The organism is Mucilaginibacter sp. P4_G9, assembly GCF_056400985.1.
On record NZ_JBFUKF010000140.1, the window covers coordinates 1 to 13,034 of the forward strand.

General features: G+C 43.0%; 10 protein-coding genes and 1 pseudogene. 7 read left to right on the plus strand and 4 right to left on the minus strand.

The window, feature by feature from the left end; all coding sequences use genetic code 11:
- Positions 1-1,136 precede the first annotated feature (1,136 nt).
- On the minus strand, positions 1,137-3,386 hold the full coding sequence (locus AC1DPZ_RS13460; RefSeq protein ID WP_477404134.1) for a sodium-translocating pyrophosphatase: 2,250 nt from the start codon (positions 3,384-3,386) through the stop codon (positions 1,137-1,139).
- Positions 3,387-3,541: 155 nt separating this feature from the next.
- Between AC1DPZ_RS13460 and AC1DPZ_RS13465 the strand changes: the two genes are divergently transcribed.
- The 4 genes from AC1DPZ_RS13465 (at position 3,542) to AC1DPZ_RS13480 (ending at position 8,002) form a co-directional block, all read left to right on the plus strand.
- A complete protein-coding gene (locus AC1DPZ_RS13465; protein WP_477404136.1) occupies positions 3,542-4,978 on the plus strand; it encodes an APC family permease in 1,437 nt (478 codons plus the stop codon).
- The gene (gene dacB / locus AC1DPZ_RS13470) at positions 4,956-6,362 is read left to right on the plus strand and encodes a D-alanyl-D-alanine carboxypeptidase/D-alanyl-D-alanine endopeptidase (RefSeq protein ID WP_477404138.1); all 1,407 of its coding nucleotides are present in this window, start codon (positions 4,956-4,958) and stop codon (positions 6,360-6,362) included. The genes AC1DPZ_RS13465 and dacB overlap by 23 nt, the downstream gene beginning before the upstream one ends.
- Positions 6,363-6,513: 151 nt before the next feature.
- On the plus strand, positions 6,514-7,506 hold the full coding sequence (locus tag AC1DPZ_RS13475) for an energy transducer TonB (RefSeq protein ID WP_477404140.1): 993 nt from the start codon (positions 6,514-6,516) through the stop codon (positions 7,504-7,506).
- A 97-nt stretch (positions 7,507-7,603) separates the two neighbouring features.
- A complete protein-coding gene (locus tag AC1DPZ_RS13480) occupies positions 7,604-8,002 on the plus strand; it encodes a hypothetical protein (RefSeq protein ID WP_477404142.1) in 399 nt (132 codons plus the stop codon).
- A 215-nt stretch (positions 8,003-8,217) separates the two neighbouring features.
- Here the strand turns inward: AC1DPZ_RS13480 and AC1DPZ_RS13485 are convergent, their stop codons facing one another.
- Entirely contained in the window at positions 8,218-8,637 is a 420-nt protein-coding gene (locus tag AC1DPZ_RS13485; RefSeq protein WP_477404144.1) for an OsmC family protein, read from the minus strand.
- Between the two features lie 144 nt (positions 8,638-8,781).
- Entirely contained in the window at positions 8,782-9,852 is a 1,071-nt protein-coding gene (gene namA / locus AC1DPZ_RS13490) for an NADPH dehydrogenase NamA (protein WP_477404146.1), read from the minus strand.
- Positions 9,853-10,236: 384 nt separating this feature from the next.
- On the opposite strand from namA, the gene AC1DPZ_RS13495 reads away from it, so the two are divergent.
- The 3 genes from AC1DPZ_RS13495 (at position 10,237) to AC1DPZ_RS13505 (ending at position 12,527) form a co-directional block, all read left to right on the plus strand.
- Positions 10,237-11,091, plus strand: coding sequence for a bifunctional helix-turn-helix domain-containing protein/methylated-DNA--[protein]-cysteine S-methyltransferase (locus tag AC1DPZ_RS13495; RefSeq protein WP_477404148.1), 855 nt, complete (start codon positions 10,237-10,239; stop codon positions 11,089-11,091).
- 6 nt (positions 11,092-11,097) lie between these two features.
- The gene (locus AC1DPZ_RS13500) at positions 11,098-11,805 is read left to right on the plus strand and encodes a 2OG-Fe(II) oxygenase (protein WP_477404150.1); all 708 of its coding nucleotides are present in this window, start codon (positions 11,098-11,100) and stop codon (positions 11,803-11,805) included.
- A 167-nt stretch (positions 11,806-11,972) separates the two neighbouring features.
- Positions 11,973-12,527: an RNA polymerase sigma-70 factor gene (locus tag AC1DPZ_RS13505; protein WP_477404152.1), complete on the plus strand. Its 555-nt coding sequence runs from the start codon at positions 11,973-11,975 to the stop codon at positions 12,525-12,527.
- Positions 12,528-12,553: 26 nt separating this feature from the next.
- On the opposite strand, the pseudogene AC1DPZ_RS13510 reads toward AC1DPZ_RS13505, so the two are convergent.
- Positions 12,554-12,946 (minus strand): annotated as a pseudogene (locus tag AC1DPZ_RS13510) (type II toxin-antitoxin system VapC family toxin); the annotation flags it as partial.
- Positions 12,947-13,034 lie beyond the last annotated feature (88 nt).

A 13,034-nucleotide genomic window follows, 5' to 3' on the forward strand; every position in this document is an offset into this window, starting at 1 on the left:
GTGCTATAAGCGATCCAACGCCTAAAGTTCTTTTCAGCGTTTTCTCAGTTTCCTTTGATGCAGCCATTAACTGCGCAATAGGTTTTTTAATAAATAACTTCATGTTTAATTAGTAAGATCAGTCGTAAAAAAATTAAAAATTCACATTTCCCCAAACGTACTTAAATTTATTGAAAAGATAAAGAGCAGAATGTAACAATGGACTTGATTAAATTACCCAAATTATAGTTTGAAAATGAAGTATTTAGCTAAGAAGTTGTTTGAAAAATAAAAAAGCAGATCGTTGTTGCGATGCCCGGAGCAATCCCAAACAATACAGTTCGGATTTGCAAAGCTATTCAGCAAGGCGGGGATTACTTCGTGCCTACCCATGACTTATTCGATTTTCAAGGGGTAAAGGCCTGTCAGTCTGAGCCTGTCGAAGACTCGTGCGGAAAGGCCTTTGCCCGCTATGCTTCGACAGGCTACCCATGACGTGTTTTCAGAAAAAACATTTTGTCATCCTGAACGGAGTGAAGGATCTATTATTCGCCATGCTTCTTCGCCCTGTACAGTCTGCGAATAGATCCTTCACTGCGTTCAGGATGACAAATTTTTTAAAACATCATTTTGCCAAATTGAGGCCAAAGTTTGCCGGACCGGTAAGGCAAGCGGATGATAAGTTTCCAATTAATCTAACTCCATATATCCCGATATAAATTGATTTTTCTTCAAAAAAGTATAATTATAGTGAAGAGAGGAACAGTATATAGAAATTAATCAACAAAGATAAAAGTAGGGTTCGTGCATTTAATGCTTAGGTTTTGAACAGATTTATGGAGAAGTTTTTCACGCAAAGACGCAAAGAAAAAAGAAGCAAATCACTTAGCGTCCTTGCGTCTTTGCGCGAGATAAATTTCAGATATTGGAGTGCAGATCGGCAGCTTGATTTTAACCATAAGTTAATTTTTAGGTTTATAATGTTGATTATCAGTTGTATAAGTGTTCCGGTCTTTGTTGATTTTAAAAAAGCTTAAGTTGTTGATAATCAGCTATAATACGTTCCAGAGCGTTCGGGGTGTTCCACTGCCCCCAGATGGAACACTTATAAAAAAAGCCACCCTCACCAGGTGGCTTTCCATATATTGAAAACGATATTATCCTTTTTTATCCACCCTAATTACAGGCGAAGTATAAGCCTGTATAACAACCTGCTTTTTAACCTCCTGTTTCATGGCAGTTGGCGCAACATGGTTTGCATTCAAATGCGGTGCAATAACCAGCGACACGATCGACATCAGCTTGATCAGGATATTCATTGACGGGCCTGAGGTATCCTTAAACGGATCGCCCACGGTATCACCTGTTACTGATGCTTTATGCGGCTCTGATTTTTTATAATGCATTTCGCCATTGATCATGCAACCCTTTTCGAATGATTTTTTAGCGTTATCCCATGCACCGCCGGCATTGCTCTGGAAGATCCCCATCAGCACACCGGATACGGTAACACCTGCCAATAAGCCGCCCAATACTTCGGGACCGAAAGAGAAACCGATAATGATAGGTGTAATGAGCGCGATCAATCCCGGCGCAACCATCTCGCGGATAGAGGCTTTGGTTGATATAGCCACACATTTTTCATACTCGGGCTTGGCAGTGTACTCCATAATGCCCGGGATCTCGCGGAACTGGCGCCTAACTTCTTCTACCATCGCCATAGCTGCACGGCCTACTGCCGAGATACACAATGCCGAGAAGATGAAAGGGATCATGCCGCCCACAAATAAACCGGCCAAAACATCGGCCTTGTAAATATCAATATGCTCGATGCCTGCAACGCCCACAAAGGCGGCGAACAGGGCCAGCGAGGTTAACGCAGCAGATGCAATGGCAAAACCTTTGCCTGTAGCGGCGGTAGTGTTACCTACGGCATCTAAATTGTCTGTACGATGGCGTACTTCCTCGGGCAGGCGGCTCATTTCGGCAATACCACCGGCGTTATCAGCAATAGGGCCAAAGGCATCAATTGCCAATTGCATGGCCGTAGTAGCCATCATACCAGCAGCGGCTATAGATACCCCGTACAAACCCGCAAAATGGTACGAGCCATAAATACCCGATGCTAAAACCAGGATAGGCAGCACGGTTGATTCCATACCCACGGCCAAACCCCCAATAATATTGGTAGCATGCCCGGTAGATGACTGGCGGATAATGCTCAGCACCGGGCGTTTACCCATAGCTGTATAGTATTCGGTTATAATCGACATTAATGTACCAACTATAAGACCCACTGCTATCGACATGAAAACACCGTTTTTGGTAAATACCAGCGACCCGGCTTTTACAACATGGCTGGCATCCTCATCGCGTACCATGTGAAAGCTATCAGCAGGCAACATCCATTGTACCACAAAATAAGTGGCAATGGCAGTTAAAATGATAGATGTCCAGTTACCTATGTTTAAAGCTTTTTGTACACTATCTGTTTCGTTTTTGATCTTCACCATAGCTGCACCAACTATCGAGAATATCAGGCCTAAACCCGCAATAACCATTGGCAGCAATATTGGGGCTATGCCTCCAAAATTATCATGCGATACAATTTCACGACCCAGAACCATGGTAGCAAGCATAGTTGCCACGTATGATCCAAATAAATCGGCACCCATACCGGCAACGTCACCCACGTTATCGCCTACGTTATCGGCAATGGTGGCGGGGTTACGCACATCATCCTCGGGAATCCCGGCTTCAACCTTACCCACAAGGTCGGCACCTACGTCGGCGGCCTTGGTATAAATACCGCCGCCCACACGGGCAAACAGCGCAATGGATTCGGCGCCTAACGAAAATCCGGCTAAAACATCCAATGCTTTTGCCATGGCCTCGCCATTTACAGTGCCTCCTGTATTTTTAACATAAACCGTGTAAAAAACAATGAACAGGGAGCCTAAGCCAATGATGGCCAGGCCGGCAACACCCAAACCCATTACGGTACCGCCGGTAAATGATACTTTTAAAGCCTGCGCAAGGCTGGTACGTGCGGCTTGTGTAGTGCGCACATTGGCTTTGGTAGCAATACGCATGCCCAGGTAACCCGCAAAGGCCGATAAAAATGCACCTACTACAAATGAGACGGCAATAACCGGGCTTGATGTAGCTACGGTAGTGCCGCTCCAGGCCAGCAGGATACCTGCAATAAAAACAAAACCACCGAGTACCTTCCACTCGGCACGTAAAAAGGCCATCGCCCCATCGGCAATATAGCCGGATAGCTTTACCATGTCGCCGTCACCGGCATCCTGTTTGGTAACCCATGCTGCTTTTATGGCCATTGCGGCAATGCCGGTGAGCCCGAAAACCGGAATTAAATAAATTAAGTAAGCGTTCAAAAAATCCATAGTAGCAAATTTGGTTTATAAAGTACTAATGTTTTGGTGTATAGTATTGCAGGTGTAATTGGTGCTTGCAAAATAGTAATTTTATTTTCTTTAAAATAGCCTGTCAATATTAAAGTTTTTTGAATAGTTTAGGACTTTAAACCCTTTTATAATTTATGGCAAAAGATCCCGGACAACCCAAAATGAAACATGAACTTGGCCTGCTTGACGGCACCATGCTGGTAGCAGGCTCCATGATAGGCTCAGGTATATTTATAGTTGCTGCTGATATTGTACGTAATGTTGGCTCGGCAGGTTGGCTGATAGCCATTTGGTTGATAACCGGTTTCATGACTTTAACTGCTGCCTTAAGTTATGGCGAGCTAAGCGGCATGTATCCAAAAGCAGGCGGGCAGTATGTATATTTAAAAGAAGCTTACAGCAAACTCATCGCCTTTTTATATGGGTGGAGCTTTTTCGCAGTGATCCAAACGGGAACTATCGCCGCGGTTGGGGTGGCATTCTCCAAGTTTACTGCGTATTTAATCCCCGCTGTGAGTGAGGACAATATACTTTTTCAACAGGGTTTTGTCAAAATCAGCGCGGCTCAGTTGGTGTCAATAGGTGTAATAGTATTACTTACCTTTATTAACACCCGCGGGGTGAAAAGCGGTAAACTGATACAAACTACCTTCACTTTAACCAAGTTGTTAAGTTTATTCGGGCTTATCATTTTTGGTTTTGTGGCTTTAAAACCCGAAATATGGCATGCCAACTGGAGCGATGCCTGGAACCTGCACAAATTAAACACCGATGGCAGCTTTACAAGCGTAACCCTGGCAGCAGGGCTTGGTGCAATAGCAGCCTCGATGGTGGGCTCTATATTCAGCAGCGATTCCTGGAATAATGTAACTTTTATAGCGGGCGAGATGCGTAACCCTAAACGGGATGTAGCATTAAGCCTGTTTTTTGGTACTATGATAGTTACCATTATTTATGTTGCAGCCAACGTGGTTTATACCGGTGTTTTACCATTGCATGAAATAGCTACCGCGCCTAAAGACCGTGTTGCCGTAGCAGCATCACAGGTTATTTTTGGCAATACAGGAACAGTTATCATCGCTATAATGATTATGATATCAACTTTTGGCTGTAACAACGGGTTGATTATGGCAGGCGCAAGGGTTTATTATACCATGGCAAAAGATGGCCTGTTTTTCAAAAAAACCGGCGAACTAAATAAAGCATCAGTGCCCGAGTTTGGTTTATGGATACAGGCTTTGGTAGCATCGGTACTTTGTTTAAGCGGCAGGTATGGCGATCTGTTAGATATGATCTCCTTCGTGGTGGTAATATTTTATGTGCTTACCATTATTGGTATTTATATTTTAAGAGCCAAACACCCTAATGCCGAGCGTCCGTATAAAGCCTTTGGTTACCCGGTGTTACCTGCGATATATGTTGTGATGGGCATCGCGTTTTGTATTTTGCTGATCCTTTATAAACCACAATTTACCTGGCCGGGCTTAATTATCGTATTGATAGGTATCCCGATATATTATATCACCAAAGGGAACGTTAAAAAGCAGGATGAAGCGGTTATTAATAGTTAGTTTATTTATTTTAAGCGGGCAGGTTTACGCCCAGGACCTGCAGCAAAAAATATCAGCAGCTTTTAGCAGGTTACAGGCCGATAGTCAGTGTACTTATGCATCGCTATCATTAACTGTGCTTGATGCTAAAACCGGCGAGCAGGTGTTTGCCGCTAACCCCAACATGGGTTTGGCTACGGCATCAACCCTTAAAACTATTACCGCCATTACCGCTTTTAATGTTTTGGGCGCCGATTTCAGGTACCAAACGCAGCTGGGTTACAGCGGCGGAATTACTGCCGATGGAACGCTTAACGGCGACATTATCATCAAAGGTGCGGGCGACCCAACCCTGGGCAGCTGGCGATACGAGCAAACCAAAGAGGCTCATGTACTGGCCCTGATGACCGATGCCCTGAAAACCGCTGGCATTAAAAAAATAAACGGGAGAATTATTGGCGATGACAGCATCTTCGGTACACAATCTATTCCCGAAGGCTGGATCTGGCAGGATATAGGCAACTATTACGGCGCCGGAACATCGGGCCTTTGCTGGCGCGAAAACCAGTTTGATATTAAATTGCGCACCGGTGCGGTGGGTAACCCGGTTGGCATCGCGCATACTGTACCCAACATTCCATACCTTACTTTTAAAAGCGAACTGGTAAACGGTTCATCGGGCAGTGGCGATAATGCATACGCCTTTTTACCCGTAGGCGGTAAAGTGATGTACCTGCGTGGCAGCTACGCAATCGACCAGGAGAAAAAAAGCATCTCGGCTGCTTTGCCAGATGGCGCCTATGATGCCGCCCTGCGTTTGGCGGATACACTGAAAAAACTGGGAATCACTGTAAGCAATGATCCCGAATCTGTTACCACACTAACGGCAAAAGGATTACAGGCGCCCCTGATTTCAAAAAACCTTACAACTATTCAGTCGCCGCCCTTGAGCAGGATCATTTACTGGCTCAACCAAAAAAGCGTAAACCTGTATGCTGAGCAACTGCTTAAAACCATAGCCTGGAAACAGGGCAGAAAGCCAACCACATTAAACGGTGTAGATGAGGTCCAAAAATTCTGGAAGGCAAGGGGGATCGACCCGAACACCATCAATACCTACGATGGCAGCGGCCTTTCGCCCGGCGACAGGGTAACTACCGGCACGCTGGCCAAAATCCTGCAATCGGCCAAAAAAGAAAGCTGGTTTGCCGATCTGTATGAGAGCCTGCCCGTTTACAACAACATGAAAATGAAAAGCGGGAGCATCAACAATGTGCTCTGCTACGCCGGTTATCAAACCCATAACGGGAGAGAGCTTTGCTTCTCTATAATGGTGAATAACTTTAGCGGATCGGGCCGGGGAATTAAAGAAAAGATGTTCAGGGTTTTGGATGTGTTGAAGTAGGGGGGCCCTAGCCCCCTGAAAGTGGAACTTTTTGATTAGCATGAATTGATGACATTCGTGTTAAAGTGAAAAAAAATATTTCACCTGACTTATATCGTTTGATTCCCGATTCTGTTCTATCTTTAAATAACCAAATCACAATATTCATTTCATGAAATATCTTTTTACGCTTTTGATGCTATTTGTGTACTTAACTTCTATAGCGCAAACGCAAAACCAGCTTTACGGAAACTGGGTAAAAACAAAAGTAACTTATAAAAGTGGTAGAGAGTTCACTGATGATGATACCAGGAAATACGAGTACCTTAAATTCAGTTTTACGGCACCAGATAAGTTTGCTCTGGCATACAGTTACGATTATAAGGGCGGCAGTCACGATTTTAAAGTAAATAATAACATTTTACAATATGGAGCTAACCATGTACTAATTGAAAAACTGACTACAGATTCGCTAATCTTTATACAGGAATTAAATGGTGGTTTCGACAATCCGGATTGTCTGAGATATTACTTTGCTGCCGAACCGTTTTATCAAAAATCAATTTCTTTAACGGCGAATGACGTGGTTTCGGTAAAGGGAACAGATACACTTTACAGAGCCAGTGAAAAAATTTATGCCAGCTTTATAGAGTATAAAGGGTTTAGGCAATTAGCATCAGATGCAGTTAAGGGATTACAGGGGCAAACTCCTATAAATGACCACTTTTTAGCAACCTTTACAATCAATAAAGCAGGTGAGGCCGAAAACCTGCAAGTTATAAATGGAATTAATCCCGAGTTTGACAAGCAGTTTACCAAGGTGTTTGGGAGGAATAAAAAAAAATGGATACCGGCAACTCATAATGGTAGGGTGGTTGACGTACAAATGAAAGAAGAAATTTATTTTACAAACTATTCAAAATATCCCGTTTACCAGCGGTATTCGGAATTAGGTACGGATGCTATGTACAAAGGAGATTACATGCTTGCCCTTTTTAATTTTAATAAAGCTTTAAAAAGCTATGCCCAGGGAGACCTTTATTACAAGATGGCTTTATGTGACATTGTGCTTGGAAACATTGATGAGGCTTGCAGCTATATACTAAAGTCTGAAGCATTAGATTATACACCGGCTACCGGTTTAAAGAAGAAATATTGCCATTAATAATTAGGTTTAAGCAGTACGAAACAGTCCCCTGCTATTGTATCTTTAATAATGTGTTTTGTTTAATTAGAAAGTTGCCTTTAAATTTTTACCGACCATGAAAGTTCCTAATATTGCAATTCTGCTTACTGTTCTCGTCCTCTCAGCCTGCAAGCCAAAAACTAACCCTGATGAGGCTGTTAAAAGCATTCAATTTAAATTTACGGAGCTGGGGCGCGAAACACAGTTCAGGATTACCTGCGATAAGTTTGATTTTTATTTCCCGGAAGGGAAAGTTAAAAATTTTACAAAAACACCGGGTATAGATAGCGTAATGCAACTGTTAACTGGTATGAAACTGGCCGGCGAAGGCGCTCAGCCCGATGTGAGGGGTAAAATTTATATCACTCGTGCCAATAATGCCGTTGATACTGTTTGTGTAGGTGTTAAGGCAATGGATTACAAAGGMTCAACTTACGAAACACCGCAGGGGTTATTGGCGTTGATACAAAAATAACAGGCGCTTAAAATAATAATTTGTAATTGCTTCGTGCCTTATAATGATGCATTTGTAAGTTGTTGACTATCAGCGTTATTTTTTAATATAATCTATGTCATTGCGAGGAACGAAGCAATCGCATACTATACAGAGTGAACCTGCACAGTTCGCGATTGCCGCGCTACACTCGCAATGACATGGTTGTTGTTGAGATGAATCGAATCAGATCTTACTTACGCGTAAGTAACATTCAAAGTAAAGGGTACGCTCAGTGCTTTTGAAATGATGCAATTTGCTTTAGCGTCTTCGGCAATGGCTTTAAATTTGGCTTCGTCAACACCATCAATAGCTGATGCTTTCAATTCCAGGTGGATACCGGTGATGCTTAATGCCTGCATATCCAGGTCAAGGATAGCATCGGTGGTCAAATCGCCGGGAGTAAAGCCCGCTTGTGACAGGGCAGCGCCAACAGCCATAGTAAAGCAGCCTGCGTGCGCGGCAGCAATCAGCTCCTCGGGGTTGGTGCCAACGCCATCGGCGAAGCGGGTTTTAAACGAGTATTGTGTTTTGTTAAGCACGGTGCTTTGCGTGGTAATCTCTCCGCTGCCGGCCTGTAAAGTGCCATTCCAATGGGCGTTTGCTGTACGTTTCATAGTTTGTAGTTTTTATTGTTTATGGTTTTTGTTTAGTCTATAGACCATAATCGATGATCCATAGGTTTATTTTTGGTGCTTTAATAATAATTGGATCCCATACTCCATGGACTATCGACCATAGACTATGGACTTCCTCCCCCCTCACGACCATTTCGCCCGTTCATACTGAACAGGCCATTTTACTTCGTGCCCAAGTTCATGTGCTGCACGCAGCGGAAAATGCGGGTCGCGCAGCATTTCGCGGGCTAAAAATATAAGGTCGGCCTCGCCTTCCTGTATAATTTCATCGGCCTGGTGTGCTTTGGTTATTAAACCTACTGCACCGGTAAGTATACCACTTTCTTTTTTAATTTTCTCTGCAAATTCAACCTGGTAACCTGGTTTTAACGCTATTTTAACGCCTGCAATGTTTCCGCCGGTTGAGCAGTCTATCAGGTCAACACCTTTATCCTTTAATATTTTAGCCAGCGCTACCGAGTCGTCTGCCGTCCAGGCACCTTCGATCCATTCTGTTGCCGAAAGGCGTACAAAAAGCGGGTTTTCTTTTGGCCATGCTTCCTGCACACTTTCAATAACTTCCAACAAAAAGCGGATGCGGTTTCGGAACGAACCACCATATTCATCAGTACGCTTATTGCTTGCGGGTGAAAGAAATTCATGCAGCAAATAACCATGTGCGCCATGAAGCTCTATCATATCAAAACCAGCTTGTACGGCCCTTGCCGCGGCTGCCTTAAAATCGGCTTTTATTTTTTCAATCCCTGCTTTATCTAATTCTAACGGAGCTTCTTCACTTTCGATAAAAGCTACTGGGCTTGGCGCGTAAGATTTCCAGCCGTTTGGTTGATCAGAGAGGATTTGTTTTCCTCCCAGCCATGGTTGCTGGTGACTGGCCTTCCTACCCGCATGCGCAAGTTGTATGCCGGCATAAGCGCCATGAGCATGTATAAAATCGGTGATCTGTGTTAGTTTTTCAATGTGTTCATCCTTGTAGATTCCCAGATCGGCAGAAGAAATTCGGCCCTCGGGCGATACCGCAGCGGCTTCAGTAATAATTAAAGCCGCGCCGCCAACAGCACGGCTGCCAAGGTGTACAAAATGCCAGTCGTTAGCAAAGCCGTCTTCGCTGGAGTACTCGCACATAGGCGATACCACGATGCGGTTTTTAAGTTCGATATTTTTTATTTTAAGAGGCGAAAACAGATGAGCCATATTTTTTTGTTTGGTACAAATATGGTAAGTAACATCGGTTGGCACTTCACTGTTTTGTAAATTATTGAAGGAGGTGAAGGACGAAAATTAGCGCCCTAAATACTAAAGCCGCAAATTAAAGGACCTCTTACCGTTAACCTTTTGCCCTTCAACTATCTGTTATTGTTTTTTAACTTTGAACTAAAACTGTCATAAACTATGGATAATGAAAATTATATCGAACTAAATATTGCGGATGGCAGATAGACGGTGCTGCCCCTTGAACATTATTAAAAACAGGCAATGGGTGAAAAATCCGGTTCAGGCGAAATCAATGTCAGCAAGTTCCGGGTTTTATCGCGTTCTTTATCGGCCTACATTTGTTTGTAAATAATAAATAAMATTATGAACACACAAGAAAATATCAATTATGAGCGTATTGCCGGGGCGATAAACTACATAAAGCTCAACTTTAAAACCCAACCCAATTTGGATGAAGTTGCCGAAAAGGTGAACCTGAGCCCCTTCCATTTTCAACGTTTATTTACCGATTGGGTAGGCATCAGCCCCAAGAAGTTTTTGCAATACTTAAGTCTGGAATATGCCAAGGGAATATTGAAAGATAAACAGGCTACTTTATTCGATACCGCTTATGAAACCGGTCTTTCGGGCACAGGTAGGCTGCATGATCTGTTTATCAATATTGAGGGTATGACTCCGGCCGAATACAAGAACGGGGGTAAAGAATTGAGTATCAATTACAGCTTTGCCGAAAGTCCGTTTGGTAATATCATTGTAGCATCAACCGCTAAAGGAATTTGTTATATGGCTTTTGCCAATGACCATGCGGATGCGCTTGAACAGTTGAAACTGCATTTCCCCAATGCCGCTTACACCCAGGTGCTTGATCTGGCCCAACAGGATGCTTTGCATATCTTTAAAAAAGATTGGTCGCAATTACCGGCTATTAAATTACACTTAAAGGGTAGCAGCTTCCAGCTTAAAGTATGGGAAGCGCTACTGAAAATACCGATGGGTGGCCTGTGCAGTTATGGGGATATTTCGCAAAATATACAACTGCCCAATGCCGGCAGGGCGGTGGGCAGTGCAGTTGGTGCCAACCCGGTGGCGTTTTTGATCCCTTGCCACAGGGTTATCCGGTCGACAGGAGAATCGGGGCATTATCATTGGGGATCAACCCGTAAATCGGCCATGATAGGCTGGGAGGCTGCAATGGTTAATAACCCGGTATCAATATAAATGGCTATGGAAATTAAAGGAAGAATTGACTGTTTAAACTGGGCGGATATTAAAGCCGAAATGGATATTAAAGGGTATGCATTAGTTAAAAATGTTTTAACTGTGGATGAATGCAATAACCTGGTAGCCCAATATGCCAATGATAATCTGTATCGCAAAACCGTAGTTATGGAGCGGCACCATTATGGACGGGGAGAGTATAAATATTTTACGTACCCGCTGCCTGCAATCATTCAGCAATTGCGCGAAAGTGTTTATCCTCATTTATCCCCGATAGCCAATAACTGGATGGAGTTATTGAATAAGGAGCTGCGTTTCGCCGATACGTTGGATGAACTATTGCAGCATTGCCATGAGCACCAACAATTACGCCCTACGCCACTGATATTAAAATATGTGAAAGGTGGCTACAACGCCATGCACCAGGATCTTTATGGCGAAGTGTTTTTCCCCATCCAGTCGGTATTTGTTTTAGACGAACCGGGTGTTGATTATGAAGGGGGCGAATTTATTTTGCTGGAGCAAAAGCCCAGGGAGCAATCAAGAGCGATGGTGTTAAAACCGGCCAAAGGCGATATGGTACTGTTTACCACCAGTTACCGGCCTGCAAAGGGGAGTAAAGGGTATCATAGGGTTAATATGAAGCATGGCATCGGTGAAGTAACGGATGGCCAACGGTGCAGCATGGGTATCATTTTTCATGATGCCAAATGATACCGCACCTGGCTTTGGGCGATACCTCTTTTTCGCGTAGCAGAAAGTTAAAACCTATAAAGAATGGGTTAATTTGAGAATTTGAAGGGTTGAAAAATGAATTTATGGCTAATTATTATTTCAATAATCAATATTCAAATTTTTATTAAATTTATCGCAGTTTTAGGATGACCGATAAAATAATTATAAGCGATGTGCAACTGGTTGATCGATTAAAATCGGGCGATGAAAGCGCGTTGACGGCTATCTACAAAAAATACTGGCAGCAACTGTACCTATCAGCTTATAATGTTTTAAAGGATAACCAGGCCTGCGAAGATATTATCCAGGAGCTTTTTATAAAGCTGTGGAATAGCCGGGAAATTATCCGGATAACCGTATCATTAAAGGCGTATCTATACGCTTCTACCAGGTATGAGGTTTACCGGCAGATCCGTTCGGGAGCGGTAACGAGCGATGTTTTTGATATACTTGCCGATAGGTTGCAAACACCTGCCGGGCAGGAGAATATAGAATATAAAGAACTGGTGTTGCAGCTAAACTCGGCAGTAAGCACCTTGCCCGAAAAGTGCCGCGAGGTTTACCGGCTTAGCCGCGAAGAACATTTAAGCCATAAACAAATAGCTTCCCAACTTAATATCTCAACCAAAACTGTGGAGAACCATCTGACTAAAGCCTTAAAGCAATTGCGTACTTCGCTGGGGAGTTTCTTTTTGTTTTAGATGTGTTTATGTTGTTGGAGTGATAGTTATAAATGATTTAGCAATTCGTCAGGAGGAAGCACTGCAATTCCGGCATTTTTAAAGTCCTTTAGATTCCTTGTTACTATAAAATCTATGTTATCAATAGAATTAGCTGCAAATATCTGGATGGCATCTTCAAAATCTTTATGTTTAGATAAAAGGCTTTTTTTGACAATGGATAGATCAATAGGAATGAGGTCTATAAAATCTAATAAGGAAAGTAGAATTTTCCGCAATGCAGTTTCTTCAACGTATTTCTTCAATAAGTAATGCGTAGTTGCAAATGAATGTGATGAAGTATACAGTTTAACTTTATTGCTTTCAGCGAGATCAAATAACTCAATAGCGAATTTACTAAATGGAGGCCTTTCTGCCAGAAGATCTATCAGGATATTTGTGTCTACAAATACGGTCTTCTTAAGTGCTTGTTTTCAAAATAAGCATTTAATGTTGTCTTTTCATCGAAATCCATCGGAAGCTTTACAG